Source organism: Ectopseudomonas oleovorans (genome assembly GCF_029845265.1).
Lineage (GTDB): Bacteria > Pseudomonadota > Gammaproteobacteria > Pseudomonadales > Pseudomonadaceae > Aquipseudomonas > Aquipseudomonas oleovorans.
The window spans coordinates 44659-71192 of sequence record NZ_JAOCLK010000024.1; the positions used below are offsets into that span (position 1 = coordinate 44659).

A 26534-nucleotide genomic window follows, 5' to 3' on the forward strand; every position below is an offset into this window, starting at 1 on the left:
ACCCGTCTCAAGACCGTATACGGATGCACCCCGGGAAACCCATTCCCCGGATTGCAAGGATTTACCGCATGAACATCGTCATCCTCGGCGCCAGCGCGCTGGCCACTGCACAACGTCTCAAGGCGCTTTATCCACAGGCGGAGATCCAAGGCCTGCGCGGGCGTGCCGACGGCGCCGAGCGCCATTACGACGAGTTCGGCGAGCACCTGCGCACCCTGTATCGCGCCGGTCAGCCACTTGTGGTGCTGTGTGCTGCCGGGATCGTGATTCGCAGCCTTGCCGCGCTATTGGCCGAGAAAGGCGCCGAGCCGCCGGTGCTGGCCCTGGCCGAAGACGGCAGCGCCGTGGTGCCGTTGCTCGGCGGCCTGGCCGGGGTCAACCGCCTGGCCCGCGAGATCGCCGCGCACCTGGGTGTGACGCCGGCCATCACCACCAGCGGCGAGCTGCGCTTCGGCACCTGCCTGCTGGAGCCACCGGCCGGCTACGCACTGGCCGACCTGCAGCAGGGCAAGCGTTTCGTCAGCGATCTGCTCGGCGGCGAGACGGTACGCATCGAAGGCCAGGCGCCCTGGCTGGAAGCCGCGCAGTTGCCTGTGGATAACGCTGCAGATCGTGTAATCCACATCACCGCGCAGGCACGCCCGGCGCAGCCGGACGAACTGCTGATCCACCCGCGCAGCGCCGCCGCACTTATCGAACGCCCCGGCGCCGACCTACCGGCTCGCCTGCAGCAGGCGTATAGCGATGCCAACCTGGCGCCGCAAGCGCTGGCCGTTTTGCTCGCGGACAAAGACTGGATGGCCAATGCCGAGCTACACGCTGCTGCAGCCGAGTTGAACCTGCCACTGCGCTTTATTCACAGCACAGCCGAGCTGCCGCCCGAGCACCATGCCGGCGACGGCCTGCGCCTGCTGCTGGGCGAACAACCACTGGATATCGAACGCCTCGGCCAGCGCCGTGGCCGCCTCAGCGTGGTCGGCCTCGGCCCCGGCGCCGCCGAACATATGACGCCCGCCGTGCGCCGTGCCCTCGACGAAGCCGAAGACCTGCTCGGCTACGACACCTACGTGAAAATGGCCGGCCCGCTGCGCGCCGATCAATGCGTGCACCCCAGCGACAACCGCGAGGAGCTGCAGCGCGCCGCCCACGCCTTCGAACTGGCCGCCAGCGGTCGGCGGGTGGTGATGATCTCCTCGGGCGACCCTGGCGTGTTCGCCATGGCCGCTGCCGTAATGGAGGCGCTGGAAAACCCGCAAAGCGAGACCTGGCACAGCATCGAGCTGGAAGTACTGCCGGGCGTTTCCGCCGCCCTGGCTACCGCTGCCAAGGCCGGCGCGCCGCTGGGTCACGACTTCTGCCTGATATCCCTGTCCGACAACCTCAAGCCCTGGGCAGTGATCGAAAAGCGCCTGCAGCATGCCGCCATCGCCGATCTGGCCATGGCCTTCTACAACCCGATCTCCAAGTCCCGCCCCTGGCAACTCGGCCGCGCGCTGGAGTTGCTGCGTCAACACCGCGAACCGCAAACCCTGGTGGTGCTCGGCCGCGATATCGGCCGCCCCGCCGAAGCCCTGCGCAACCTCACCCTCGGCGAGCTGACGCCGGAGATGGTCGACATGCGCACCCTGGTGATCATCGGCTCCAGTCAGACCCGCCGCTTCCCGCGCGCCGATGGCGGCGAGTGGGTCTATACGCCGCGCTGGTATCCCGATCTGTAGGAGCCCGCTTGCGGGCGATCCAGCACCGTCGGACACCTTGATCGCCGGCAAGCCGGCTCCTACGAACGGCGCGTCTGCGCACACCTTACAGACCCACGCACCAAGTGCCGGTATCCCAACCCGTAGGAGCCCGCTTGCGGGCGATACAGCACCGTCGGACACCTTGATCGCCGGCAAGCCGGCTCCTACGAAAAGCGCGTCTGCGCACACCTTACAGACCCACGCACCAAGTGCAGATATCCCGACCCGTAGGAGCCCGCTTGCGGGCGATACAGCACCGTCGGACACCTTGATCGCCGGCAAGCCGGCTCCTACGAAAAGCGCGTCTGCACAAACCTTCTAGCCCTGCGCGTCGGACGCGCTAAGCTCGGGCGTTCACAGCAACGACAGGCAACAGGCGATGAACGCGCAATCATGGGTCGACCTCAAGCAGGATGCCGATACCGGCATCGAGGTGATCCGCGCGCATTTCGAGGGGCACGCCTACGATCCACACTGGCATGACAGCTACCTGATCGGCTTTACCGAGCAGGGTGTGCAGCAGTTTCATTGCCGCCGCGCGCTGTTCAGTAGCGTGCCCGGCCAGACCTTCTTCCTCGAACCCGGCGATATCCATGACGGCCACGCGCCGACGCCGGGTGGCTTCACCTATTCCACGCTCTACCTCGAACCAGCCTGGCTGGCTGGAAAAGGCATTGCCGGGACTGTTCGAGCAGGCACCCGCCGACTGCCTGCCCGGCGTGCGGCGCACCCAGCCGGACGATCCTGGCTTGCTGCCGTGTATTGCCAACGCCCTGCAGGCGCTGCGCGACGGCGAGCCACGCATGGTACGCGACGCCACGCTGGATGCGCTGCTGGAACGTATCTCGCGCAGTCTGCACTGGCGCCAGCGCCTGTCGGGCAACCCACAGATCGCCAGTGTGGCCCTGCGTGCTCGCAATTATCTGCATGCGCACTTTCACCAGAACATCGGCCTCGACGAACTGGCGCGATTCTGCGGCGTCGACCGGCGCCAGGGCTTCGCCCAGGGCGCTGGCCTGCAACTGATCGACCCCAAGACCTGGCTGATGAGCGTCTCGGTCACGGCGATCTTCCTCGACGGCCAGGCCTCGTTCGGCGCGGTGGCGAGCTACGCGACGCTGTTCCTGCTGGTATCGACGCCCTGCCTGCTGGTCTGGGGTGTGCTGGGCGTCGGCGGCGCGCGCCTGTTGCGGCAACCGGCCCGGCTGCTGTTGTTCAACCGCAGCATGGCCCTGTTGCTACTGGCTTCAGTGTGGCTGCCGCCGCTGGCAAGCCTGTAGGAGCGTCGCCCCGGCGCGAAGCGATTGCGGCGATGCCGCGATACCGAGCTTATCCGCAGCATTCGCCGCGGGGCGCGGCTCCTACAACGCGCCGCCCTGACGGCGGAAGGCGCCAGGCGCAACACCGAAGCGCTGGCGGAACAGCTTGCCCAGGTGACTGGCATCGCTGACGCCGATCTCGTCGGCAAGTTGCGCCAGGCTGTGGCTGGAGTTGAGCAGGCGCCAGCGCACATGTTGCAGGCGTAGCTCGTTCCAGTATTCGCGCGCGCTCATGCCCTGGCTGGCGTGGAACAGGCGATCCAGCTGACGCCGGCTGATGCCGACACTGGCCGCCAGCTGCTCGATGCCATCGGCACTGGCCAGGCCGTGGCGCATCAGGGCGATGGCGCGGTCTACATGGCGCTCGCCGCTCGATGTCGTGTGCAACGAGCGCAGCGCGTGCTGGCCGCTGCGCGTTTCGTCCACCAGCATATCGGCCAAGCCCTTGAGCGCCCGTGCCCGGCCGCTGCCCTGAGCCAGCAGTTCCACCGCCAGATCGATGGCTGCGGTGCCGCCGGCGCAGGAAATCCGCGCACCATCAAGGCAATACAGACGCTCGCGAGCCAGGCGCAGCTGCGGAAAGCTGGCACGGAATTCCGCTTCATGGCGCCAGTGCACCGCCACCCGATGACCGTCAAGCAGGCCGCAGGCGGCGAACAGGAAGCTGGCATTGTCGATCGCCACCAGCTTCACCCCAGCGCGGGCTGCGCGACGCAGCAGCTGCTGATAGGTCGGCGCCAGCGCGGCGGTGGCCTGCGCGTTGCGCCCGCCGAACAGCACCAGATAGTCGAAGTCAGCCAGATCGAGTTGCTCGGGTGTAGCCTCGATCCGCAGCGCAGCACCGCTGCTGGACAGCACATGCCCTGGCTGCAGGCCGAGAATCGTCCAGGTGCAGTAACGCTGGCGACTGTAGTCCTCGTCGTCGGCGCTAAAACGCAACTTGTCGAGAAAACCACCAAACGGCAGCAGGGCGAACTCCGGCAAGGGCAACAGGAGAAAACGCAGATCGGGGCTTTCGGCCATGTTATGTCCAGAATCAACCGTTAGATAGCCAGAATCTACCTTATTCAAGTACCTGCCGCTGACTAGACTGGCCGCGCCCAAACAGGAGACCCGCATGGCTCTAGAACTCTGGCTCGTCTACTTCGTCGCCACCCTTGGCCTGGCTCTGACGCCCGGCCCCAACAGCCTTCTGGCGCTGACCCACGGCGGGCTGTACGGCTCGCGCATGGCACTGGCCACCATCCTTGGCGGTGTGGTTGGCTTCAGTACCTTGATCGCACTGGCCATGTTCGGCCTCAGTGCGCTGCTCAAGACCGCGCCCAACGCGCTGCTGGCGCTGAAGTGGATCGGCGGCGCCTACCTGATCTGGCTGGGCGTGCAGCTGTGGCGCTCGCCACCGATGACCCTGACCCTGGCCGACAGCGGTGTGCGCCCCAGCGCCAGCCGGCTGTTTCGCCAAGGCCTGCTGTCGGCGCTGTCGAATCCCAAGGTGATCCTGTTCTACGGCGCCTTTCTACCGCAGTTCGTCGACCCGCAGCGTGGCCTGGCCGTGCAGTTCGTGGTGATGGCAGCGACCTTCGCCGTGGTCGAGTTCCTCGTCGAGCTGCTGCTGGCGTTGCTGGCCTTCCGCGTACGGCCCTGGCTGCAACGCGGCGGCCGCACCTTCAACCGCAGTTGCGGCGTGCTCTTCGTGCTGATCGGTGTAGCGCTACCGCTGGCGCGCTGAGCACGCCCGACATCAGGCCTTGAGCGCCTCGCCAATCGCGTAGTAGTGCCCGCCCGCGACGTGATGCAGGCTGCGCAGGCTCGGGTCGGCCGTTTCGAAATGCCAGCGGCCGTCGCGGAACACGCGCTCGTCCGCCCAGGCCGCGATCACCTCGCCGATGAACAGGTCGTAGGCCTGCTGGTTATGCGGCTCATCGATCAGCCGGCAGACCAGCCAGGCCGAGCAGCCGGCCACCAATGGCACATCGTGGCCTGCCATCTCGAACAACTCCACGCCAGCATGGGCCAGCTTCGCCGGATCATCGGCCAGGCTGGCACTGCCCACCGCCTGGGTCAGTTGCAGCTGAGCCACGGTCGGCACCTGGATGGCGAACAGGCCGCTGCCTTCGATCAGCGCGCGGGTGCGGGTGGCCTTGTCCAGCACCACGGTGAGTTTCGGCGGATCGAAATCCAGGGCGCAGCACCAGGCTGCCGCCATGACGTTATCCACAGCCTGATGACGCGCCGACACCAGCACGGTCGGCCCGTGGTTGAGCAGACGGTAGGCCTTGGCCAGGTCGACGGAATGAATGGACGCGCTCATGCAGACTCCTGAAAGCGAAAAAGGCGCCTGCATGCTGGCTCGGGTGAACCAGCATCGCAAGCGCCTGCAACAGCGGTTATGGATCAGAACTCCTGCGTGGTCGGACGCAGAACGATCTCGTTGATGTCGACGTCAGCCGGCTGCTCGATGGCGTAGGCAATGGCGCGTGCCACCGATTCCGCCGGAATCGCCTGCTTGTAGAAGTCGACGACGAAGTCGCGGCTCTGCTGGTGCGAGCTGCCGAACTTCAGCTCCGAATCCACCGCGCCGGGCTCGATGGTGGTGGTGCGGATGCTGCCGCCTACCTCGTGACGCAACCCTTCGGAGATCGCGCGTACGGCGAACTTGGTGCCGCTGTAGACGGTACCGCCCGGGCTGAACACCTTGATCCCGGCCACCGAGGCGATGTTGATGAAGTGCCCGGCGTTCTGCTGCTGGAACACTGGCAGCGCCGCGGCGATGCCGTACAGCACGCCCTTGATGTTGATGTCGATCATGCGCTCCCACTCCTCGACGCGCACATCGCTCATCGGTGCAATGGACATAAGACCGGCGTTGTTGATCAGCACATCGACGCGGCCGAAGGTGTCCAGTGCGCCCTGGATCAGTGCCTTGACCTCGTCGGCGCGGGTCACGTCGGTCTGGTAGGCCACGGCCTCGCCACCAGCGGCAACCAGTTCGCTGACCAGTTGCTCGAGACGCTCTTTGCGCCGTGCGCCCAGCACCACCTTGGCGCCCAACTTGCTCAGATGACGGGCGGTGGCTTCGCCCAGGCCGCTGCTGGCGCCGGTGATGACCACGACCTTGCCGGAAATATTGTTGCTCATGGGTAAGCCCTCTCTCGATTGATTGGAGTGTCCACGCCATACGCCGGACATGAGCTCACGTTATAGGCGATTCCCGTTTCAATGAATGGAAGAGTTTGGATTAAAATATTCCATATTCTGGAATATGAAGGCGCCCCGACATGCTCAATCGCATGGAGATGATCCGCATCTTCTGCAGCGCGGCCGACTGCAGCAATTTCCGCGAGGCGGCGACTCGCCTGAGGATTTCTCCGCAGGCGGTGACCCGTGCGATCAAGGCGCTGGAGGAAGAACTCGGCGAGATTCTGTTCCACCGCAACACCCGCCAGGTGCATATCACCGCCTTTGGCGAGGCCTACGCGCTGCGCGCCCGGCAGATGCTGGAAGACTTCGATGCGCTGTTTCGCGGCCATCGCGCCGAGGCCGAATCGGCCATCGCCGGGCGCATCGGCATCACCGCGCCGCAGGCCATTGGCAAGCGCTTTCTGGTGGCGTTCCTGCAGCCCTTGCTCAAGCAGCACCCACAGCTGGTGCTGAACCTGCGCCTGGAGGACGAGATCACCGACGCGGTGGAAGCGCAGATCGACATCGGCATCCGCGTCGGCTTCCTGCGTGACAGCCGCTACGTCGCCCGCGCCCTCGCACCCGTACCGTTGCAGGTGGTGGCCACACCGCAACTGATCGCCGCCAGCGGTGCGCCGCGTAACCTCGACGAGTTGCAGCAGCGGCCGCTGTCGGTGCTGATCGACCGCAAGAACGGCCGCCCCTGGCCGTGGACCTTCGCTCACGGCCCCAGCCTGCATCCGCCCGCGCCAGCGCTGGTGTGCGACGACCCTGAAGCCGAGCTGGAAGCCGTGCTCGCCGGCCTGGCCTACGGCCAGTTACCCGCCTACCTGGCGCAACCGTACCTGGAGAACGGCCGCCTGCAGGCGGTGCTGACCGAGCAGGCGCCCGATCCCTGGCAGCTGTTCATCTACCGCCCACAGCAGGGCCCGGTGCCGCCAAGGGTGCGCCTGGTGTTCGATCACCTGCGCACCTGCTTCTCCGACCCGGCGCAGTTTCCCCAGGGCTGAGGTCGTTCACGGCAACGCCGCTGTCGCCTGCGAAGCGCCCGCCTCGCCCATCGCTCCGTAACCTGCCTGAAGCCGTCTAAATCAGGGATCAGGAGCGTCGCATGAATGCTATCAACACAGGCCAGCAGGTCAGCCCGGCCACCTTGCACAAGGTGATCGCCGCCTCGGCCATCGGCAACTTCGTCGAGTGGTTCGACTTCGCCGTCTACGGTTTTCTCGCCGTGACCATCGCTTCGCTGTTCTTCCCGCCGGGCAACCCGACCCTGGCGCTGCTGCAGACCTTCGCCGTGTTTGCCGTGTCGTTCGCCCTGCGCCCACTGGGTGGCATCGTGTTCGGCATTCTCGGTGATCGGATCGGACGCAAGCGCGTGCTGTCGATCACCGTGCTGCTGATGGCCGGCGGCCTGGCGCTGCCGGAGTCATCGAAGCGGCCGCTGAGCTACCAGCGCTGAACGATCAGTACTGCACCGAGTAGCTCAAGCCAAAGGTACGCCCCGCCGCCGGCAGGCTGGAGATGGCGCCGTAGGTGGCCTCGGCCTGCTGACCGTAGACGGTCTTGTAGTCGCGGTTGGCCAAGTTGTAGACGCCGAAACCAACCTCGCCGCCTAGCCAGGGCGCGTGAGCGATCAGGTCGACCACGGTATAGCCCTGGATCTTGGTCGCCGGGGTGGCGCGGATGGTTGGGCTGATCGCGGCGGACTGAGCGTCGTCATAAGCGCGGTCACTGCCGCCCACGGTGAGCGCCTGCAGGCGTACGCCATAGCCATCGAGGAAGCGCCAGTCACTGTAGACGGTGGCCTTCAGCGGCGAAACGCGGAAGGCATTCAGCTCGCGCCAGTTGCCGGCGGCGTCCTTGTACTGGCCACGGGTGTAGGCCAGGGTGCCGCCCAGCGTCCAGCCCTCGACCACCGGCACCTGCAGGTTGCCTTCGGCGCCCCACACGCGCTCATCGGTGTCGGCCACCGAGACGCTGAAATCGCGGTTGAACTGCACCACCTTGTCGGAGGTGTTGTAGAACGCGGTCACCCCGGCGTTCAGGCCGCTGGCATCACCCAGGCGCCAGCCCAGTTCGTAGTTGTTGACCTTGATCGAATCGATGCTGCTGCTATCGATGACGAAGCTGGCCGGCACGTCGCGCAGCATGCGCTGGGTGTCGGGCAGGCTGAAGCCCTGGGAGAAATTGGCGAACAGTTGTTGAGTGTCGGTCAGCTTGTACGCCGCGCCGAGGTTGAACAGGGTCTCGCTGTGGCGCACGTTGCCGCCTTCCAGGGTGCGCGCCTGGTAGCCAGCCACGGTGGCGGCGGTGACCGCCTCGCCATAGGGGATGGAATCATCCACTTCGTTGCGGATGGTTTCGCGGCGCACCCCTGCCTGCAGGCTGAGGCGCTCGGTAAGCTGGTAGTCGCCCTGGAGGAACGCGCCGGTCTTGCTCACTTCCACGTCCGGGCCCATCGAGGAACTGTAGGTCTCGCGGTAGTTCAGGCCATTGCTGGTGAAGAAGCTGTTGAAGTCGTAGAACTGGCCGTCCTGACGATCCTGCTCGCGCTCATGATCGAGGCCATAGGTCAGTTGCAGATCGCGGCCGGCTAGCTCGAAGCCCTTCTGCAAGGCGGTGCGCACGCCCCAGACGTCGATGTCGGTGCTCGACTGCAGCACCACGTTGGCCACCCCACCGGGCAACGCGGCATTGGCCGCACGACTGGCGAACGGGAACCAGCGCGATTTTTCCTTGCGGTAGTAGGCTTCGGCGGTCAATTGCTGGCCACCCAGCAAATCGCGGTTGAGGTATTGCACATTGGCGCCGTAATGACGGGTGCGCGGCTGGTCGTCGAGCTGCAAACCGTCCACCGCGTTGTGGCTGGGCTGGTAGTTCGAGACCAGCAACGCCGACAGGTTGGGGCCGTAGTCCGGGCCGTAGTCGCTGTCCTGCTCGTCGTTGTAGTAGCGCACGCCGGCGCTCAGTTGCTGGTCGTCGTCCAAGTGCCAGGTCAGGCGGCCGTTGAAGTCGAAGCTGGTGGTGTCCTGGCGGTCGGTCTGGGAGATTTCCGGGCCGATGCGATCACCGTCGGCATCGCGAATCTCGCCCTGCTTGGTGAAGCTCAGGCCGGCGAAACCGCTGATCGCCCCATGGTGAAAGGCAGCGGTCTGCGAGGCCTCGTAGGCCATGGCGTCACGCGCCGCCTTGCCAGGAGTACGCAGGCCGATGCGGCTGCTGAAGTCACTGGTTTCGTCGTCGGCGTTACGCGTGATGATGTTGATCAGGCCGCCGGTGGCGCCAGCGCCGTAGATGCTGGTGGCACCGGAGATCACCTCGATGCGCTCGATCATCGCCGGGCTGATGCTATTGAGCTGGCGCGAACCGTCACGCGAGCCGGTCAGCGGTACGCCGTCGATCATCACCTGGACGGTGCGCCCGCGCATGGTCATGCCGTAGTTGCTGGTGGTGCCGCTGCTCGGCGCCAGCGAGGGCACCAGTTGGCCGAGGATATCGGCGGTGGAACGGCCGGCAGCGGCCTGCTCGGCAACCTGCTCGCGATTGATGCTGTACACCGTGCCGGCGATCTCGGCGATGCTCTTGGCCGAACGGGTGGCGGTGACCACCATCGGGCTGAGTTCCTTGACCTTGCTCGTCGTGGTGTCGTCGGCCTGCGCGTGGAGCGCGCCGCTCACCGCCAGGCTGAGCAAGGTGACCTGCATGGATGCCGAAAAAAGCCTCATGGTTTCCCCCAGAGAAAGCGCGTCAATGATTGCCGGAGCCGGCCTGGATCGACCGGACGATAGGTTTGCAGAGCAGGACGCTGAGCACTGAAAGTGCGCCCAGCAGCAGGTAATAGGTTTCGTAGCCCAGGCCCTTGGCGAGGAAGCCCGACAGCGAACCGCCGACGAAGAACACCAGCAGCTCGAAGCACACCAGCACGGTGAAATCGGTGCCGGCCTGCTGCCGCGAGCACAGCTGCATGAACAGGGCGTAGAGGCTGGTCATCGCCAGGTAGCGGATGGCCAGGAGCACCAGCACCATGGCGCCGAGCCACAGCGGTGAGCCATCGGCCAGGCCGCTGAGCAGCAGCCCGGCGACCGCCAGGTAGGCCAGGCTGCGCAGCCAACCCGCGCGCAGCAGCAGGGTCGCCGCGCGCTGGCGCTGCAACAGGCGTGCAGCCGCCACGGCGGCGAGCAGCCCGACGCTGGCGCCGGCTACAGACATCAGCAAGCCGATCTGCGTCAGCGACCACTGGCGATCCACCAGCATCGGCGTGAGCATGGCCATGGCCGGCGCCTCGACCAGGCGATAGACCAGGATCAGCAACAGCGCCCAGCGGATCTCCGGGCGCTTGAAGGTGGCGATGAATCCCGGCCTGGCCGCCTCGGCCTGCGCCGGCAGGCGGTCATCGACCCGCGCCACCGCCAGCATGGTCAGGGCACTCAGGCCGGCCAGGGTCAGCAGCGCGCTCTGCCAGCCGACCACCTGGTACAGCCACAGCACGCCGGCACCGCCGAACATGCTGCCCAAGGCCACGCCAATGCTCTGCGCCATGCTGCCCAGACGATGATCGTCGCTGGCCAGCGATTCCACGGTGTAGCCGTCGATGGCGATGTCCTGGGTGGCGGCGAAGGTGGATATCCACAGGCTCACCAGCACGAACAGCAGCAGGCCGTGCTCCAGCCCGGTCAGCGCCAGCAGCAGAATGCCGGCCACCAGCGCCGCCTGGGTCAGCCACAGCCAGGTACGGCGCCGGCCGAGGCTGTGCAGGTAATGCCGGTCGACCAGCGGCGCCCAGAGAAACTTGAACGCCCATGGGAGGTACAGCAGCGAGAGCATGCCGATCCAGCGCAGGTCGACACCCTGGCTACGCAGAATGGCCGGCATCGCCACGTTGAAGAAGTACAGCGGCAGCGCGTGGGCCAGGTACAGCACCACGATCACCGCCAGCGCCAGCCGGGTCACCGGCACCTGCTCAGACGGACGCTGCATGACTCACCATGCGCTCGGCGATCCAGCGATAGCCGTGCGTCCTGTCCAGGGTGACGAAATAAGGCACGCCCCAGGCGGCATGCAGCGCCGGGGTGTCGAGACGGGTCTGCTCGTCGGCATCACAGGCAATGCGCACCAGCCCCTGACAAACCTCTCGGAATGCCGCCTTGTGTTGCTTGTACCAGACGCCCTGGATGGCCCGGTAATCCTCGGCGAGGGTGCTGCCCTCGCGGGTACTGGAAATGAAGAAGAACGGCTGGCGGTCTTCGATCAGACGCTCGATGCCGTCCAGCCACTGGCTTATCTGCGCCGCGTCGACATGGTCATGGAAGACCGCCTCGACCACCGTCGTTTGCGTGAGGAGCAAACCCATCGCTGTGTGATTCCCATGATCGTTGGTAACGCAATCAAGACGATTGCGACATCATTGCACATGAGAATAATTCTGAACAATGTTGCGCGCTTAGGGGAAAAGAAGGAAAAATTAGCCGCAACGAAACTTCCATCGGTCAAGCCAGCATGACGGTCTTCACCTGCGGTCAGCTCAGCGATGTCGCCCACACCTTGGGCGGCAACCTGCATTTCCAGCGCGAGCTATCGGGCGAACAGCCAGTGCTCGACGGCGAACAACAGGTGCAGGTGCTGAGCGAAGGCCTGGTGCTGTACTTCAGCCGCAGCCGCGACCTGGTCGACGCCAGCAGCGACAACCGCCTGGCACCGGGCATCACCGCCGCCTTTCTGCTGCAGGGTGAAGCCGAAGTCAGCCTGCCGCGCCAGCGCCTGCACTTCGACGCCCGCCCCGGTGGCCAGCGCGCCATGCTGGTCAACCTGACCGATAGCGACCAGTTCCAGCGCCACTGGCGCAGCGGCCGCGAAGAAACCAAGGTGTGCCTGAGCATCACCCCGGACTGGCTGCAGCAGGTCGCCATCGGCAGCCAGCTGCGCAGCGACGCCCTGCTGCGCTTCAGCCGCAGCCACTGGCACAGTCTGCCCTGGCAACCCTCGGTGGATATCCTTCAACGTGCCCACCAGTTGCTCGAACGTGACGCGAGCCTGCCGCCGTTGATGCAACGCCTGCAACGCGAGAGCTTCGCCCTGGATCTGGCCTGCGACATCATGCGCGGCATCGACACGCCCCAGGAGAAACGCCTCGGCAACCATCTCGAACGCTGCCTGGCGCGCCTCAAGGAATGGCTCGACAGCGGCGAGGCAGATGCCCTGAGCATCACTGACATGGCGCGCCAGCTCGGCACCAATCCGGTCGACCTGCAGAATGCCTTTCGCAGCCGCAACGGCACCACCATCGCCGCCTACCTGCGCCGCCAGCGCCTGGCCCGGGCTTATCAGGCCATACGCCAGCAGGGCCTGTCGGTGGAGGATGCCGCCAATCTGGCCGGCTACGAGCACCTCAGCAGCTTCAGCGCCGCCTTCAAGCGCGAGTATGGTTTTCCACCCTCGCAAGCCCGACGCTGAGCGAAGTGGATCAATCCAAATCTGCACAATTGGATCTATGTGACTGGACCACTGCTGCGTAGATTCATCGCTACCGGGGCAGGCCATCGCGCCCCTCAACGCGGATACGGATGAACACCATGAGCCAGCGCCTCGATTACTTCGCACTCTCCCCCAAGGCCTCCGGCAAATACGCCGAGTTATCCATGCTGCTGACCCGCAGCCCGTTCCTCGCGCCGCTGGCTCATCTGGTCATGCTGCGTGCCTCGCAGATCAATGGCTGCGCCTTCTGCGTCGACATGCACGTCAAGGAAGCGAAGATCCATGGTGAGCGCGAGCTGCGCCTGCACCATGTCGCCGTGTGGCGCGAATCGCCGCTGTTCTCCGCGCAGGAGCGCGCCGCGCTGGAGTGGACGGAAGCCCTGACCCAGCTGTCGCCGCACGGCGTGTCCGACGCCATCTACGCCAACGTGCGCGAGCAGTTCTTCGAGCAGGAACTGTCTGAGCTGACTTTCCTGGTGGTCGCCATCAACGGCTGGAACCGCCTCAACGTGGCCTTCCGCACCGTGCCCGGCTCCGCCGACAAGCAGTTCGGCCTGGACAAGGCCGGCCTGGCCTGAGGGTTATCCACAGGGGCGGTCGCCAGTCGCGCGGCCCCTGCTTCTACCTGAGCCGCCCGCTGCGCAGCACGGGCAAAACCGGCATGATGTGCCCCCGCGCCAGCACCGCGCTGGCGTGACGAATCCTCGTCGGCCTCCATCAGACACACTCGCCGCCCGCTCAACGGAGTCCTTGCATGCTGCCCCTGCCGTTTTCCCGCCAACCTGCCCGCCTCACCCTGCTCGCCCTCGCTTGCCTGAGCGGCCACAGCGCCTTCGCCGAAGAGCCCATGCAGCTCGATTCACTGCAGGTCACCGGCGAACAGGTAAGTGAAGTAGAGGCTGCGCGCGAGGAGCTCAACCGCGTCCCCGGCGCCACCAATGTGGTGGACATGGACAAGGTCGAGCAGGGCCGCGTGGCCGGCGTCGCCGATGTGCTGGCCTACCAGCCCGGCGTCTACGCGCAGTCTCCCGGCAACGAAGGCGTGAAGATCAGCATGCGCGGCTCGGGTATCAACCGTGGCCCCGGCTCGCACGCCTCCGGCACCCATATCCTGCTCGACGGCCTACCGCTGACCGGCTCCGGCGGCACACCCTACGAGTTGCTGGAGCCCTTGTGGATAAGTCGCGCCGAAGTGCTGCGCGGCGCCAATGGCTTCGAGCGTGGCGCGCTGGCCCTGGGCGGCGCCATCGACTACATCAGCCACACCGGCTACACCGCGCCCAAGCTGCAACTGCGCTATGAAGTCGGCAGCCATGGCTACCAGAAGCGCAACATCGCCTCCGGTCAGGTGCTGGGCGATTTCGACTACTACGTCGCCCTCACCGACAGCGAAACCGACGGCTATCAGGATCATTCCTCAGGCAAGGGCAAAGGCGTCGCCGCCAACTTCGGCTACCGGCTCAACGAGAATCTGGAAACGCGCTTCTACCTGCGCTACCGCGAGACCGAGCACGAAACACCCGGTCGCCTGACCAAGGCACAGCTCAAGGACGATCCGCGTCAGGCCGCTGCGGCCAACCGCAGTATCGACGCCCACCGCGATCAACCAGGCAGCACCTGGCTGGCGAACAAGACCACCTGGCAGATCGACGACGACGCCACCCTGGTCGCCGGCCTGGCCTATCACCATTACCCCATGGATATCGTCGAAACCCGCTTGCCCAATGGCAACACCTATCGCATCCGCGTGGACTACAGCGATATCAGCGGCACCCTGAACTACACGCGCCGCCATACCCTGTTCGGCCTCAATAGCAGCACCACCATCGGCTGGCGCAGCACCACCAACCTGCCGAGCAGCACATCCAGGGAAACCGCAGCGTTGCCGATCAATGTGGAGTCCGGCGGCACAACTATCACCTATCCCGCCGGCACCCTGATGCGCGACTACGAACACCTGGGTTCGGACAACGTGCTGCACTTCAGCAATGACACTGAGCTGATGCCCGACCTGTGGCTGACCAGCGGCCTGGCGCTGATCCATACCCGCCGCGAAGCCGAAGTGACCTGGCCGGCCACCGGCGACAGGCTCAGCGAACACACCTGGGACTACGCCCCGCGCCTCGGCCTGCGCTACCAGCTCAACCCCGATGTTCAGCTATTCGGCAATATCAGCCGCTCGGTGGAGCCGCCGCATGCCTGGTCGATGCTCTGGAGTTCGCCGCTACGCTTCCCCACCAGCAACCAGCCATGGAGCAATCGTCAAAGCACTGCCATCAGCCTGGACAATCAGACCGCCACCACCTTCGAGGTCGGCGGCCGTGGCGACTCTGCGCTCGGCCAGTGGGAGCTGACCTATTACTACTCACAGGTGCGCCATGAACTGCTCACCGTCGAGATCGAGCCCAACGTCTTCGCCGAATCCAACGCCAGCCCCACCGTGCATCAGGGCATCGAAGCCGGCCTGACCAGCCCGTTGTGGCAAGGTGGCGCCGCTGGCGCCCTGAGCCTGCGCCAGGCCTACACCTTCAGCGACTTCCACTACCGCGATGACGACACCTTCGGCGACAACCGTCTGCCGGGCCTGCCGCGCCACTACTACCAGGCCGAGGTGCGCTACGACCACCCGAGCGGCTTCTACGCCGGCCTCAACACCCAGTACGCCTCTAAGGTCGCGGTGGACTACGCCAACAGCTACTACGCCGATGCCTACACCACCTTCGGCGCCACCCTCGGCTACGCCTCGCCGAGAGACGACTGGCAAGCCTGGCTCGACCTGCGCAACCTGACCGACAAACGCTATGCCGCCACCGTCACGCCGGGCTATAACGACAACGGTGCGGATGTAGCTCGCTCCACGCCTGGGGAAGGGTTTGGGGTGTATACGGGGGTTTCTTGGAGTTGGTTGTAAAGCAGGCCGTTCGCAACCGAGTGGAAACGCTTGGCGGTCTACATACTGCTTGTAGCTCCGTGAGTAGCGCGTAGGGTGGACAACGCTCTTCTTGTCCACCGCTTCTGCCCTCGGCCCTACGCCATACCTTCCTTACGCAGCAGATAACTATCCATGATCCATCCATTGCGCTCCCGTGCCTCGGCACGGGTGGCCGCGATGCGTTCGGCTACTTCGTCCAGCGGCCCGGCAATCAGGATTTCATCGGCAGTGCCGACATAGGCGCCCCAGTAGATATGCAGGCCCTGGCCGACGAAGCGGCGGTAAGTGTCCTTGGCGTCCAGCATCACCGCCACGCTGTCCACGCCCTGCGGCCAGCCTTCGGCGAGCAGGCGGCCGGTGGTGATTTCCACGGCGCGACCGATGCTGTTGAGCGGGATGCGGTGGCGCGCGGTCAGCGCCTGCAGGCTGGTGATACCAGGGATCACGTCATAGACGAAGTCGCTGCGCCGCGCCGCGATGGCCTCGATGATGCGGATGCTGCTGTCATACAGCGACGGGTCGCCCCAGACCATAAAGGCCGCCGTTTCGCCATCGGCCATCTGCTCGTCGATCAGTTGCTCGAACACCGCCTGCTTGTCGCGGTTGAGCTCGTCGACGCTGGCGCGGTAGTCCGCTACCTCGCGCTCGCGCTCCGGCTGCAGGCCTTCGGCGAAACGCGGCGTGTGGCCTTCGAGAAAGCGTGCGCAGATTTCCCGGCGCAGGGCGTTGAGCTTGTGCTTGGCCGCGCCCTTGTCCATCAGGAAGATCACGTCGCTACGGCGCAACGCCTTGATCGCCTGGTAGGTGATGTAGTCCGGGTCGCCGGCGCCGATGCCGACCAGCAGCAGGGTTTTCATGGGGTTCTCCAGGTAACGGACAACCCGTAGGAGCCGGCTTGCCGGCGATCAGCGTCCTCGGCTCCTACAGGCAGTAAATCATCAATATGTTGGTACTCGGCCTGCAGCGCCTGTGCCAACTGCTGCGCACGGCCCAGGCGGATGGGCGCGCGCTCGGTGTCGAGCAGCAGGGTTGGGCATGGCAGCGGCGCCAGGTTGGGCAGGTCACGCAGGCGACCGTCGGTGAGGATCAGCAGGCGCTGGCGTTCGCTCGGTTTCGCCCGTTGCCGACGCGACAGCCAGTCACCCGCCTGATTCAGTGCATTGAGCAGCGGCGTGCCGCCACCGGCGCCCAATTCGTGCAGCCATCGATGTAACTCCGCGCTGGCCTTGCGCCCCTGCCATAACCACTGCGCCTCACGACCACCGGCCTTTAGCACGGCCAGCCGCGCACGCTGGCGATAGGCGCTGTCGAACAGCTCGGCGAGCACGCCCTTGGCCCGGCTCAGTGCACCATGGCGACGGGTCGAGGCAGAGGCATCGACCAACACCAGCCACAGCTCCTCGGCCTGCTGGCTGCGCGGGCGCAGCACCAACTGTTCTCGGCGTTGCGGTCGACCCTGGCGCAGCGTCGCGGCCCAGTCGATTCGTCCGCCCGCACCGCTACGCGCAGCACCACGCAGGCCGCCGCCGAGTCGTCCGGGCCGGTTGCGGGCATCCGCGCCTGTGGCTGTGCGCGGGCGGATGCTCAGGACTTTTTTGGCCAACGCGGCGGCACGCGCCGTTCGCCCATGGCCTGCGGCTGCGCCGGCAGCTCGCCCCACTGGCCCTCGCCCTGGCTCTGTTCCTGCGCCTGCTGCGGCGCCTGGCTCTGCTCGGGCGGTGTGGCAGCCGGCGGTTGTTGCTGGCGACGGCGATGGCGCAGAACGAAGTCCTCCACCGCCTCGATATCCACAGGCTCGATGCCCGCCGCGCCACGCCAGGCCGCATGAGCACGGGCGGCGCGCAGCCAGACCAGATCGGCGCGCAGACCGTCGACGCCGGCAGCGAAGCAGCGCTGGCTGATCTCACCCAGGGCGGCGTCATCTAGCGGGATATCGGCCAGGCGCTGGCGGGCGTTCTGGCAACGCATCGCCAGGGCATCCTGCTCATCCTGCCAGCGTTGCAGAAAAGCGGCGGGGTCGGCATCGAAGGCCAGACGGCGACGGACGATCTCGGCGCGCTCAGCCGGCTGCGGCTGGCCATCGAGCGCCAGATTCAGGCCGAAGCGGTCGAGCAGTTGCGGGCGCAACTCGCCTTCCTCGGCGTTCATGGTGCCGATCAGCACGAAGCGCGCGGCATGCCGATGGGAGATGCCGTCACGCTCGACATGGTTGACCCCGCTGGCGGCAGCATCGAGCAGCAGATCGACCAGATGATCCGGCAGCAGGTTTACCTCATCGACATAGAGCACGCCGCCATCGGCGCGGGCCAGCAGGCCGGGGGAAAACTGCGCGCGGCCTTCGCCCAGCGCTGCGTCCAGATCCAGGGTGCCAACGATGCGCTCCTCGCTCGCCCCCAGCGGCAGGGTGACGAAGCGGCCACCGTCGAGCAGATCGGCCAGGCTACGGGCCAGGGTGGACTTGGCCATACCGCGCGGGCCCTCGATCAGCACGCCGCCGATGGCCGGATCGATGGCCGCCAGGCACAGCGCCAGCTTCAGCGAATCGGCGCCGACCACGGCGGCGAGGGGGAAGTGATGTTCGGTCATGGCTCTGGCCTGTGGATAAACATGGTTCCGACGGTAGCCCGGATAAAATCCGGGAATGGCGGTGCGGGCAATTGGCGATTGCAGCGGATCAGAGGGATTCCTCCCCTCTCCCATTTATGGGAGAGGGGCCGGGGGAGAGGGTTTATCCAGCGACACCGAGCGACCTGAACCACCCTCTCCCCAGCCCTCTCCCGCAAGCGGGAGAGGGAGCACAACCCCCCCGCACTCAAGCGCTTCATGACTCCTCACTATCGAGCAGCAGGTTTTCCAGCGCCTCTCGGTATTCGCCGGGATTCTCCCACAGGCCGCGTTGCTGGGCTTCCAGCAGGCGTTCGAGGATGTCGTTGAGCGCGCCAGGGTTGTGTTGCTGAATAAAGTCGCGGGTATCCCTATCGAGCAGGTAGGCATCGGTGAGCAGCGCGTACTGGTGGTCATCGACCAGTTCGCTGGTGGCGTCGAAGGCGAACAGGTAGTCGATGGTCGCGGCCAGTTCGAAGGCGCCCTTGTAGCCATGGCGCTTCATGCCCGCGATCCACTTGGGGTTGGCGGCGCGAGCACGTACCACGCGATTGAGTTCTTCCTTGAGGCTGCGGATGCGCGGCGTGTCCGGCTGGCTGTTGTCGCCGAAGTAGCTGGCCACCTTGAGCCCGCGCAGGGTTTCCACCGCCGCCAGCATGCCGCCCTGGAACTGGTAGTAGTCGTTGGAGTCGAGGATGTCGTGCTCGCGGTTGTCCTGGTTGTGCAGCACCGCCTGCATCTGCTCCAGGCGGTCGACGAAGCGCTGCCGCGCAGGCAGCCCCTCGGCGCCGCTGCCGTAGGCGTAACCGCCCCAGTTGAGGTAGACCTCAGCGAGATCCGCACGGCTCTGCCACAGGCGTTCCTCGATGGCGTTCTGCACCCCGGCGCCATAGGCGCCCGGCTTGGCGCCGAACACCCGCCAACCGGCCTGCCGCCGCGCTTCGGCTTCATCCAGGCCGCCGTCCTTAAGTGCCAGCGATTCGCGCCAGACCCGCGCCGACAGCGGGTTCATATCTTCCGGCTCATCCAGCTCGATCACTGCCTGCACGGCCTCGTCGAACAGGCGAATCAAATTGCTGAAGGCATCGCGAAAGAAGCCCGACACGCGCAGGGTGACGTCCACCCGAGGCCGACCGAGCTGCTCCAGCGGCAACACCTCGAAGCGCTCGACGCGCTGGCTGCCCGGCTGCCACACCGGCCGCACGCCCATCAGCGCCAGGGCCTGGGCGATATCATCGCCACCGGTGCGCATGGTCGCCGTGCCCCACACCGACAGGCCGAGCTGGCGCAGGTGGTCGCCCTCGTCCTGCAGATGGCGCTCCAGCAGACGATCCGCCGCCTGCACGCCGAGGCGCCAGGCGGTCGGCGTGGGCAGGTGGCGCACGTCGACGGTAAAGAAGTTACGCCCGGTGGGCAGCACATCGAGGCGCCCGCGACTCGGTGCGCCACTCGGCCCAGCGGGCACGAAACGTCCCTCCAGCGCCGCCAGCAAGCCGCCCATCTCGGCGTCGCCACAGGCATCCAGCAAAGGCGCGATATGCTCGGCCAGGCCGTCGAGAATCAGCGCCACCTCGGCGCCGAAGTCGCCGCAGGTCACCCCCGCCAGACGCTGCTCGATCAGTCTCAGCGCCAGCAGCTCCAGGCGCTCACGGGTATCGCCGAAGGTACGCCACAGGCTGTTATCCACAGCCTGCAGCGCCTGTGGACGCGCCCCATCCCAGGGTTGGCCCATGTCGCAATCGAGCGGATCGAGGCCCAGCTCCAGGCCACGGGCCAGCGCGCGCAGCAAGCTGGCATTGGCGCCCTGGCCATCACCACGGGGAATGCGCAGCAGCGCCAGCAGGGTGTCGCGGCGCAGCTGGCCAGTCGGCGACTCACCGAACACATGTAGGCCATCGCGAATCTGCGATTCCTTGAGGTCGCACAAGTAGGCGTCGAGCTGCGGCAACCAGCTGTCGCCGTCATCGTTAAGTTGCAGACCCAGTTCGCGGTCGAGGCTGGCCTCGCGCACCTTGGCCAGAATCTCGCCACGCAGCTCCACGGCTCGGCGCAGGTCGAGCTGGCTGGCGTCATAGTATTCGTCGGCCAGGCGCTCCAGATCGCGTAGCGGGCCATAGCTTTCGGCACGAGTCAGCGGCGGCATCAGGTGGTCGATGATCACTGCCTGGGTGCGTCGCTTGGCCTGCGCGCCCTCGCCCGGATCGTTGACGATAAAGGGATAGACGTTGGGCAGCGGGCCGATCAGCGCCTGCGGCCAGCAGCCCTCGGAGAGGCCGACGCTCTTACCCGGCAGCCACTCCAGATTGCCGTGCTTGCCGACATGGATCAGCGCGTCGGCGACGAACGCCGTGCGCAGCCAGGCGTAGAAGGCGATATAGCCATGCGGCGGCACCAGATCGGGGTCGTGATACACCGCTGCCGGGTCCAGTTGATAACCGCGTGCCGGCTGGATGCCGACGAAGGTCAGGCCGAAGCGCAGGCCAGCGACCATCATCCGCCCGCTGCGGAACATCGGGTCGGCCTGCGGCTCGCCCCAGCGCTCGCGCACCGCCTGCTGGTTGGCCGCCGGCAGGCTGTGGAAAAACTTCAGATAGTCGTCCAACGCCAGGCTTTGCGCACAGGGGCGCGTATCCAGGCCGTCGAGGTCGTTGGTGACACCGCCGAGCAGGCTGTGGACAAGTGCGGTGCCGCTGTCCGGTAGGTTATCCACCGGATAGCCCTGGGACTGCAGGGCGAGGAGGATATTCAGCGCGGCGGCCGGCGTATCCAGGCCGACGCCGTTGCCGATGCGGCCATCGCGAGTCGGGTAGTTGGCCAGGATCAGGCCGATTCGCTTCTGATCGTTGCTTTTGATCGCCAACTGACACCATTTACCTGCCAGTTCAGCGACATAAGCCATGCCCGACTCATGCGCCTGGTAGCACACCACGTCGCTCTGGCTGCGCTCGCTACGCCAGGCCAGCCCCTTGAAGCTGATGGCGGTGCCGATCAGCCGGCCATCCAGCTCGGGCAACACCACATGCATGGCCAGGTCACGCGAGCCCAGGCCCTGAGTGCTGGCCTGCCACTGCGCGTGGTTGTCCAGCGAGCAGATGGCCTGCAGTACCGGGATATCGCGGCGGAAGACCCGCGCCTGCGGCGCCTCGGGGTTGGATAGGGCGAAGCCGGTGGTGTTGATGATCAGCGCGGCGTCGGTGTCATCCAGCCAGGCCTGCACCTGATCCAGGCAGGCAGGTTCCTTGAGGCTGGCCACAGCAATGGGTAGCGGGTTAAGGCCCTGGCCGAACAGGTGCTGGCAGAAGGTATCGACGAAGACGGTGTTCGCCGACTGCACATGGTTGCGATAGAACAGCAGCGCCACCACAGGCGCGTCCGGTCGCCACTGCGCCTGCCAGGCGGCCAGCGTCGCCAGGCTGCACTGCGGGTGATAGAGACCGACACGCGGCAGCGGCTGCGGCTCCTGCCAACTGTCGCCACGCCCCAACCAACGACTGCCGATGCAGCGAAACAGCTGGCGGGCGTTATTCAGCCCGCCCTGGCGCAGGTATTGCCACAGGCGCTGGCTGTCTTCTTCGGCGACGTTGCCAAGGGCATTCAGCTCCGGGTCGGGCTTGTCGTCGCCCGGCACCATGATCACCGTGGCACCGCGCGCACCCAGCTCAACCAGACGCTCGACGCCGTAGCGCCAGTAGCTCACGCCGCCATGCACCGAGATCAGGATGACCTTGGCATGCTGCAGCACCTGCTCGACGTAATAATCCACCGAGGCGTTGTTGCTCAGTTGCGCCGGGCTGGCCAGACGCAGACTGGGGTAGTCGTCCGGCAGTTGCCGGGCGGCTTCGGCTAACAGGGAAAGGTGCGAATCACCCGTGCACAGGATCACCAGATCGGCAGGCGTCTGGCCGAGGTCGGCGATGCTGTCTGCCGGCAGTTGAGCGCCGGGTTGGGTGCGCAGTAAGTGCATCTACGAATCCAAGTACATCGCCCGCAAGCGGGCTCCTACAGGGTGTGTAGGAGCCCGCTTGCGGGCGATCATTATCAAGCCAGCGCCGCCTTCAGCTCGGCTTCGATAGCCGCGCGGTCGAGCTGCTGGCCGATCACCACCAGGCGGCTCAGGCGCGGCTCGTCGGCCTGCCAGGCGCGGTCGAAGTGGCGGTCGAAACGCTGGCCAACGCCCTGCACCAGCAGACGCATGGGTTTGCCAGGGATGGCAGCGAAGCCTTTCACACGCAGGATGCCGTACTTGGCCACAGCGTCCTTCAACGCAGCCAGCAGGCGCGCCTCCTCTGTTTCCGGTAGTTCCACGTGGAACGAGTCGAATTCCTCATGATCGTGGTCTTCGTCTTCATCGTCATGGTGGGTGCGACGGCTGTCGATATGCAGCTCGGTTTCGCTGTTCAGGCCGAGTAGCACGTCCAGCGGCAGTTCGCCGCCGTGCGCCTCGATCACCTTGACTGCCGGCGGCAGCTCTTCGGCCACCTCGGCGCGCACGGCGGCCAGTGCCTCGGCGTCGAGCAGATCGGCCTTGTTGAGGATCACCAGGTCGGCGCTGGCCAACTGGTCGGCGAACAGTTCGTGCAGCGGCGATTCATGATCCAGGTTGGGGTCGAGCTTGCGCTGCTCGTCCACCTGATCGGGGAAGGCGGCGAAGGTGCCGGCGATCACTGCCGGGCTGTCTACCACGGTAATCACCGCATCGACCGTGCAGGCGTTACGGATTTCTGGCCAGTTGAAGGCCTGTACCAGCGGTTTGGGCAGCGCGAGGCCGCTGGTCTCGATGAGGATATGGTCAAGATCGCCACGGCGCGCCACCAGCTCGCGCATCACCGGGAAGAATTCTTCCTGCACGGTGCAGCACAGGCAGCCGTTGGCCAGTTCGAAAACACGGCCATTGGCCTCCTCCTCGCTGCAGCCGATGGAGCATTGCTTGAGGATTTCGCCATCGATGCCAAGCTCGCCGAACTCGTTGACGATCACCGCGATACGACGGCCGCCGGCATTGGCCAGCAGGTGACGCAGCAGAGTGGTTTTGCCGGCACCGAGAAAACCGGTGACGATGGTGACAGGCAGTTTGGCGAGGGTTTTCATGGCGGGCCCCGTGGCGTCGGTAAGTTCGGCGGACGGGTACGCGCAGGCGAGCACGCAAGGGCGTGCTGGCCGCGTCGGATCACCCCGTCCGAGCAAGTGGCTAGTCAGTCGAGGCAGGTCTCCTGGCTCACGGCTTGCGCTACGCGCATCCCTTCACCTTCCCGCCGGTTGGCAGTGGTCTAACGAAGGGCATAACCGTTTACAGTTGCGGGGGCAGCCAGGGCATCACCCTGTTCCCTCTTAGCTCCCCGGCGCCATGCCGGGAAGAACCTCGAAAGCGAGAAGGCTACGCAGGCCGCAGCGGCCGGTCAATCGCGGTTGACCGTTGGCAGGTGCCATGATGAGCTACGCCACCGCACAGCCCGAACATCACTCATGTTGCCGACCCCCTCAGATCGCCTATCCGCCTCAACGACACTGGTCGTCGCCGGGTTGGGGTGCCGCCGTGGCTGCAGCCAGGACGAGCTGCTCGACCTGCTTATCCACAGCCTGGCTTTGCATGAGTTGACGGTGAACAACCTCGCCGCCCTGGCCAGCATCGCTCACAAGCGCGACGAAGCCGGCCTGCACGGCCTGGCCGAGCACCTGGCCCTGGAGCTGGTGTTCTTCGCACCCGAGCAACTGAGCACCTATCAAGCCATGACCGCCGGCAGTGCATTGACTCAAGCAGCCACAGGCAGTCCCGCCGTAGCGGAGCCTTGTGCCTTGGCATTGGCAGCGCGCCTGGGCACATCGCCCTGCCTGCTCGGAGAGAAAACCCGCAGCGCCAGCGCCACCTGTGCACTGGCCACCTTCGATAGAGAACCTGCATGACTGTCTACTTTATCGGTGCCGGCCCCGGCGATCCTGAACTGATCACCGTCAAGGGCCAGCGACTTATCCACAGCTGCCCGGTGATTCTCTATGCCGGCTCGCTGGTGCCCGAAGCCGTGCTGCAGGGTCACAGCGCCGAGCAGGTAGTCAACACCGCCGAGCTGCACCTGGGCGAGATCATCACGCTGCTACGCCAGGCCCATGAACGCGGCCTGGACGTGGCCCGCGTGCACTCGGGCGACCCGTCGCTATACGGCGCCACTGGCGAACAGATTCGCGAACTGCGCACGCTCGGCATTCCCTTCGAGATCATTCCCGGGGTCACTGCCACCGCTGCCTGTGCGGCGTTGCTGGAATCCGAGCTGACCCTACCCGGCATTGCTCAGACGGTGATCCTCACCCGCTACGGCACCTCCTCGCCGATGCCCGAGGGCGAGCAACTACACGACCTGGCGCGACACCGCGCAACCCTGGCCATCCACCTCGGTGTGCGCCATCTACCGGCCATCGTCGAAGAACTGCTGCCGCACTATGGCGCCGACTGCCCCATCGCGGTTATCCACAGGGCGAGCTGGCCGGATCAGGACTGGGTGCTGGGCACACTGAGCGATATCGAAGAAAGGGTCGCCGCCAAAGACTTCCGCCGCACGGCGCTGATCCTGGTCGGCCGCGTGCTCGATCCAGGCGCCTTTGCGGAATCTGCGCTGTATGACGCAGCGCATCGGCACCTCTACCGCCCCGGCAGTGCCTGAACCCTGGCGATAAACCGTACAAAGCGCTGAAAGCCTTTCTTCGTGCGGCTTTCAGAGCCTTATCAACAGCATAGGAAGCGACTTATCCAATCACCCTGTGGATAGTGGGCGAGCTGGCGAGCACTTTCTGTACAACTGGCTGTAGAGCCCTATTTTCAAGGGTTTCAGCCAACTGTCACTAGGATATCCACAGCTTGATCCACGCCAACTGTGAGCAACTGCTCAGAGCTGTACTTCCACCCGTTTGATACCCAACGCACGCAATTCCACCATCAATTCGTTTAGGTTGGAGAAGCTCTCCACCTGCTCGGCTTCGTCCACCAGAAAGAAACTGCGACCTGCGTCCTTCTTGAAGAACACGATCCATTCGGCCGTATTGGCCGGGTTGACCATGACCTGGGTGTCGAACAGCACCCCTTGGTCCGATCTGCGTTTCACATCTGCGCGCTTCATCCTCTCTCCTCTACACATGACTCCAACGAGCCGACTCTGAACCGGGCCAGCCAGCGGATTTACCGCCCAGTTTAAGGGATCGAAGCACTAAGCGGCGCTGACGGCCATCAGACTCAGCGCATACCGGATGAAATTTACGGGGAAGCTCTATATGATTCATATACGAAACATATACGAGGAAGTTTCCATGGGCATCGTCAATATCGATGACGAACTGCATGACCAAATCCGCCGGGCGAGCAGCGTCTCCAGCCGTTCCATCAATGCCCAGGCAGGCTTTTGGATTCGTATCGGCATGCTCTGCGAGATGAACCCGACCCTGAGTTTCAACGAGGTCATGGCCGCCGAGATGCGTGCCGCCGGCCTGGTGGTTCCGCCAAGAATGGCGGATGCGTCATGAGCAAGACGCCCGCGCAGATTGCCCTGATGGCGGAATCCGGCCGGCTGCTGGCGTCCGTCTTCGGTTATCTGGATCGCCTGAATCTGCTCGGCATGTCCACTCTGCAGGTCAACGACCTTGTGGATAACTATATCGTGAACGAACTCAAGGCACGCCCGGCGAGCAAGGGGCAGTATGGTTTCGCCTACGCCATGAACACGTCGCGCAACGAGGTGGTGTGCCATGGCGTACCCAGCACCGACGATATCCTGCGCGATGGCGATCTGGTGAATTTCGACATCACCCTGGAAAAGAACGGCTACATCGCCGATTCGAGCAAGACCTACCTGATCGGCGAGGTCTCGGACCAGGCGCGTCAGCTCGCCCGCGTGACCTATGAAGCGATGTGCAAAGGCATCGAAGCCGTCAAACCCGGCGCCCGCCTCGGCGATATCGGTCATGCCATCGAACGGCACGCTCGCGCCCACGGCTATACGGTGGTTCGTGACTACTGCGGCCACGGCATCGGCCAGGAAATGCATGAGCCACCCGAAGTCCTGCACTGGGGCAAACCCGGCACCGGCCTGACGCTACGCGAAGGCATGACCTTCACCATCGAACCCATGCTCAACCAGGGCAAGGCGGACGTACGCACCCTGCGCGACGGCTGGACGGTGGTGACGCGCGACGGCCAGCTCTCGGCGCAGTTCGAACATACCGTGGCGGTCACCCGCGACGGTGTGCGCGTGCTGACGCTGCGCCCCGAGGAACTGCACCTGAGCAGCATTTCGGCATGACAGA

The 26534-nt window shown here is 65.4% G+C and carries 23 protein-coding genes, 2 pseudogenes and 1 riboswitch; of the genes and pseudogenes, 13 read left to right on the forward strand and 12 right to left on the reverse strand.

Going from position 1 to position 26534, the window contains the following annotated elements:
- Positions 1-68 precede the first annotated feature (68 nt).
- The 3 genes and pseudogenes from cobJ (at position 69) to N5J71_RS13625 (ending at position 3019) form a co-directional block, all read left to right on the forward strand.
- Positions 69-1718 carry a precorrin-3B C(17)-methyltransferase gene (gene cobJ / locus N5J71_RS13620; RefSeq protein WP_279917029.1) on the forward strand — a complete coding sequence of 550 codons (1650 nt, stop codon included), beginning with the start codon at positions 69-71 and terminating at the stop codon, positions 1716-1718.
- A 400-nt stretch (positions 1719-2118) separates the two neighbouring features.
- Positions 2119-2376, forward strand: a pseudogene (locus N5J71_RS22645) (AraC family ligand binding domain-containing protein); the annotation flags it as partial.
- The gene (locus N5J71_RS13625) at positions 2333-3019 is read left to right on the forward strand and encodes a LysE family translocator (protein WP_481787213.1); all 687 of its coding nucleotides are present in this window, start codon (positions 2333-2335) and stop codon (positions 3017-3019) included. The pseudogene N5J71_RS22645 and the gene N5J71_RS13625, both read left to right, overlap by 44 nt.
- An 81-nt stretch (positions 3020-3100) precedes the next feature.
- Here the strand turns inward: N5J71_RS13625 and N5J71_RS13630 are convergent, their stop codons facing one another.
- A complete protein-coding gene (locus N5J71_RS13630) occupies positions 3101-4081 on the reverse strand; it encodes a GlxA family transcriptional regulator (RefSeq protein ID WP_279917030.1) in 981 nt (326 codons plus the stop codon).
- Positions 4082-4175: 94 nt separating this feature from the next.
- On the opposite strand from N5J71_RS13630, the gene N5J71_RS13635 reads away from it, so the two are divergent.
- Positions 4176-4787, forward strand: a complete 612-nt coding sequence (locus N5J71_RS13635) for a LysE family translocator (protein ID WP_074856640.1) — start codon at positions 4176-4178, stop codon at positions 4785-4787.
- Between the two features lie 12 nt (positions 4788-4799).
- Here N5J71_RS13635 and N5J71_RS13640 read toward each other — a convergent pair whose 3' ends face one another.
- Together N5J71_RS13640 and N5J71_RS13645 are read right to left on the reverse strand one after the other, a co-directional pair.
- Positions 4800-5369, reverse strand: a complete 570-nt coding sequence (locus N5J71_RS13640) for a flavin reductase family protein (protein WP_003464862.1) — start codon at positions 5367-5369, stop codon at positions 4800-4802.
- Positions 5370-5452: 83 nt separating this feature from the next.
- Positions 5453-6196 carry an SDR family oxidoreductase gene (locus N5J71_RS13645; protein WP_074856643.1) on the reverse strand — a complete coding sequence of 248 codons (744 nt, stop codon included), beginning with the start codon at positions 6194-6196 and terminating at the stop codon, positions 5453-5455.
- A gap of 140 nt (positions 6197-6336) precedes the next feature.
- On the opposite strand from N5J71_RS13645, the gene N5J71_RS13650 reads away from it, so the two are divergent.
- Together N5J71_RS13650 and N5J71_RS13655 are read left to right on the forward strand one after the other, a co-directional pair.
- Positions 6337-7248, forward strand: coding sequence for a LysR family transcriptional regulator (locus N5J71_RS13650; RefSeq protein ID WP_279917031.1), 912 nt, complete (start codon positions 6337-6339; stop codon positions 7246-7248).
- Positions 7249-7349: 101 nt separating this feature from the next.
- Positions 7350-7661: pseudogene (locus N5J71_RS13655) on the forward strand (MFS transporter); the annotation flags it as partial.
- 43 nt (positions 7662-7704) lie between these two features.
- Here the strand turns inward: N5J71_RS13655 and N5J71_RS13660 are convergent.
- Genes N5J71_RS13660 through N5J71_RS13670 form a run of 3 tightly spaced genes read right to left on the reverse strand, consistent with a single transcriptional unit; the run spans position 7705 to position 11591 of the window.
- Positions 7705-9966 carry a TonB-dependent receptor gene (locus N5J71_RS13660; RefSeq protein ID WP_279917033.1) on the reverse strand — a complete coding sequence of 754 codons (2262 nt, stop codon included), beginning with the start codon at positions 9964-9966 and terminating at the stop codon, positions 7705-7707.
- A 22-nt stretch (positions 9967-9988) separates the two neighbouring features.
- Positions 9989-11218: an MFS transporter gene (locus N5J71_RS13665; protein ID WP_003464869.1), complete on the reverse strand. Its 1230-nt coding sequence runs from the start codon at positions 11216-11218 to the stop codon at positions 9989-9991.
- Positions 11202-11591, reverse strand: coding sequence for a hypothetical protein (locus tag N5J71_RS13670; RefSeq protein WP_279917035.1), 390 nt, complete (start codon positions 11589-11591; stop codon positions 11202-11204). The genes N5J71_RS13665 and N5J71_RS13670 overlap by 17 nt, the downstream gene beginning before the upstream one ends.
- Before the next feature lie 146 nt (positions 11592-11737).
- Between N5J71_RS13670 and N5J71_RS13675 the strand changes: the two genes are divergently transcribed.
- From N5J71_RS13675 to N5J71_RS13685, 3 genes are all read left to right on the forward strand, one after another.
- Complete coding sequence (locus N5J71_RS13675; protein WP_279917036.1) at positions 11738-12691, forward strand: helix-turn-helix transcriptional regulator; 954 nt, start codon at positions 11738-11740, stop codon at positions 12689-12691.
- 110 nt (positions 12692-12801) lie between these two features.
- On the forward strand, positions 12802-13290 hold the full coding sequence (locus N5J71_RS13680) for a carboxymuconolactone decarboxylase family protein (RefSeq protein WP_279917037.1): 489 nt from the start codon (positions 12802-12804) through the stop codon (positions 13288-13290).
- 176 nt (positions 13291-13466) lie between these two features.
- The gene (locus N5J71_RS13685; protein WP_279917039.1) at positions 13467-15623 is read left to right on the forward strand and encodes a TonB-dependent receptor family protein; all 2157 of its coding nucleotides are present in this window, start codon (positions 13467-13469) and stop codon (positions 15621-15623) included.
- A 116-nt stretch (positions 15624-15739) separates the two neighbouring features.
- On the opposite strand, the gene cobF is transcribed toward N5J71_RS13685, so the two are convergent.
- From cobF to cobW, 5 genes are all read right to left on the reverse strand, one after another.
- The gene (gene cobF / locus N5J71_RS13690) at positions 15740-16501 is read right to left on the reverse strand and encodes a precorrin-6A synthase (deacetylating) (protein WP_279917040.1); all 762 of its coding nucleotides are present in this window, start codon (positions 16499-16501) and stop codon (positions 15740-15742) included.
- Positions 16498-17247 carry a vWA domain-containing protein gene (locus N5J71_RS13695; protein WP_231976552.1) on the reverse strand — a complete coding sequence of 250 codons (750 nt, stop codon included), beginning with the start codon at positions 17245-17247 and terminating at the stop codon, positions 16498-16500. Before N5J71_RS13695 ends, cobF begins: the two co-directional genes overlap by 4 nt.
- A complete protein-coding gene (locus N5J71_RS13700; RefSeq protein WP_279917042.1) occupies positions 17229-18230 on the reverse strand; it encodes a magnesium chelatase ATPase subunit I in 1002 nt (333 codons plus the stop codon). The genes N5J71_RS13695 and N5J71_RS13700 overlap by 19 nt, the downstream gene beginning before the upstream one ends.
- Before the next feature lie 235 nt (positions 18231-18465).
- On the reverse strand, positions 18466-22212 hold the full coding sequence (cobN, locus tag N5J71_RS13705) for a cobaltochelatase subunit CobN (RefSeq protein WP_279917044.1): 3747 nt from the start codon (positions 22210-22212) through the stop codon (positions 18466-18468).
- Between the two features lie 74 nt (positions 22213-22286).
- Entirely contained in the window at positions 22287-23336 is a 1050-nt protein-coding gene (gene cobW, locus N5J71_RS13710) for a cobalamin biosynthesis protein CobW (RefSeq protein WP_125880767.1), read from the reverse strand.
- Positions 23337-23431: 95 nt separating this feature from the next.
- Positions 23432-23625, reverse strand: a riboswitch (cobalamin riboswitch).
- 86 nt (positions 23626-23711) lie between these two features.
- Between cobW and N5J71_RS13715 the strand changes: the two genes are divergently transcribed.
- On the forward strand, positions 23712-24149 hold the full coding sequence (locus tag N5J71_RS13715; protein WP_074856665.1) for a cobalamin biosynthesis protein: 438 nt from the start codon (positions 23712-23714) through the stop codon (positions 24147-24149).
- A complete protein-coding gene (cobM, locus tag N5J71_RS13720; protein ID WP_279917046.1) occupies positions 24146-24901 on the forward strand; it encodes a precorrin-4 C(11)-methyltransferase in 756 nt (251 codons plus the stop codon). The genes N5J71_RS13715 and cobM overlap by 4 nt, the downstream gene beginning before the upstream one ends.
- 222 nt (positions 24902-25123) lie before the next feature.
- Here cobM and N5J71_RS13725 read toward each other — a convergent pair whose 3' ends face one another.
- Positions 25124-25354 (reverse strand): hypothetical protein, encoded by a 231-nt coding sequence (locus N5J71_RS13725; RefSeq protein ID WP_003464892.1) that lies wholly within the window; start codon positions 25352-25354, stop codon positions 25124-25126.
- Positions 25355-25541: 187 nt separating this feature from the next.
- On the opposite strand from N5J71_RS13725, the gene N5J71_RS13730 reads away from it, so the two are divergent.
- The gene (locus tag N5J71_RS13730; protein ID WP_039965463.1) at positions 25542-25754 is read left to right on the forward strand and encodes a ParD-like family protein; all 213 of its coding nucleotides are present in this window, start codon (positions 25542-25544) and stop codon (positions 25752-25754) included.
- Positions 25751-26530, forward strand: coding sequence for a type I methionyl aminopeptidase (gene map, locus N5J71_RS13735; RefSeq protein ID WP_082469389.1), 780 nt, complete (start codon positions 25751-25753; stop codon positions 26528-26530). The genes N5J71_RS13730 and map overlap by 4 nt, the downstream gene beginning before the upstream one ends.
- Positions 26531-26534: the final 4 nt, after the last annotated feature.

Bases quoted from the DNA above. Each gene is read 5' to 3' on its own strand.
- cobJ (WP_279917029.1), top strand. From the start codon at position 69: ATGAACATCGTCATCCTCGGCGCCAGCGCGCTGGCCACTGCACAACGT.
- N5J71_RS13625 (WP_481787213.1), top strand. From the start codon at position 2,333: ATGACGGCCACGCGCCGACGCCGGGTGGCTTCACCTATTCCACGCTCT.
- N5J71_RS13630 (WP_279917030.1), bottom strand. From the start codon at position 4,081: ATGGCCGAAAGCCCCGATCTGCGTTTTCTCCTGTTGCCCTTGCCGGAG.
- N5J71_RS13635 (WP_074856640.1), top strand. From the start codon at position 4,176: ATGGCTCTAGAACTCTGGCTCGTCTACTTCGTCGCCACCCTTGGCCTG.
- N5J71_RS13640 (WP_003464862.1), bottom strand. From the start codon at position 5,369: ATGAGCGCGTCCATTCATTCCGTCGACCTGGCCAAGGCCTACCGTCTG.
- N5J71_RS13645 (WP_074856643.1), bottom strand. From the start codon at position 6,196: ATGAGCAACAATATTTCCGGCAAGGTCGTGGTCATCACCGGCGCCAGC.
- N5J71_RS13650 (WP_279917031.1), top strand. From the start codon at position 6,337: ATGCTCAATCGCATGGAGATGATCCGCATCTTCTGCAGCGCGGCCGAC.
- N5J71_RS13660 (WP_279917033.1), bottom strand. From the start codon at position 9,966: ATGAGGCTTTTTTCGGCATCCATGCAGGTCACCTTGCTCAGCCTGGCG.
- N5J71_RS13665 (WP_003464869.1), bottom strand. From the start codon at position 11,218: ATGCAGCGTCCGTCTGAGCAGGTGCCGGTGACCCGGCTGGCGCTGGCG.
- N5J71_RS13670 (WP_279917035.1), bottom strand. From the start codon at position 11,591: ATGGGTTTGCTCCTCACGCAAACGACGGTGGTCGAGGCGGTCTTCCAT.
- N5J71_RS13675 (WP_279917036.1), top strand. From the start codon at position 11,738: ATGACGGTCTTCACCTGCGGTCAGCTCAGCGATGTCGCCCACACCTTG.
- N5J71_RS13680 (WP_279917037.1), top strand. From the start codon at position 12,802: ATGAACACCATGAGCCAGCGCCTCGATTACTTCGCACTCTCCCCCAAG.
- N5J71_RS13685 (WP_279917039.1), top strand. From the start codon at position 13,467: ATGCTGCCCCTGCCGTTTTCCCGCCAACCTGCCCGCCTCACCCTGCTC.
- cobF (WP_279917040.1), bottom strand. From the start codon at position 16,501: ATGAAAACCCTGCTGCTGGTCGGCATCGGCGCCGGCGACCCGGACTAC.
- N5J71_RS13700 (WP_279917042.1), bottom strand. From the start codon at position 18,230: ATGACCGAACATCACTTCCCCCTCGCCGCCGTGGTCGGCGCCGATTCG.
- cobN (WP_279917044.1), bottom strand. From the start codon at position 22,212: ATGCACTTACTGCGCACCCAACCCGGCGCTCAACTGCCGGCAGACAGC.
- cobW (WP_125880767.1), bottom strand. From the start codon at position 23,336: ATGAAAACCCTCGCCAAACTGCCTGTCACCATCGTCACCGGTTTTCTC.
- N5J71_RS13715 (WP_074856665.1), top strand. From the start codon at position 23,712: ATGTTGCCGACCCCCTCAGATCGCCTATCCGCCTCAACGACACTGGTC.
- cobM (WP_279917046.1), top strand. From the start codon at position 24,146: ATGACTGTCTACTTTATCGGTGCCGGCCCCGGCGATCCTGAACTGATC.
- N5J71_RS13725 (WP_003464892.1), bottom strand. From the start codon at position 25,354: ATGAAGCGCGCAGATGTGAAACGCAGATCGGACCAAGGGGTGCTGTTC.
- N5J71_RS13730 (WP_039965463.1), top strand. From the start codon at position 25,542: ATGGGCATCGTCAATATCGATGACGAACTGCATGACCAAATCCGCCGG.
- map (WP_082469389.1), top strand. From the start codon at position 25,751: ATGAGCAAGACGCCCGCGCAGATTGCCCTGATGGCGGAATCCGGCCGG.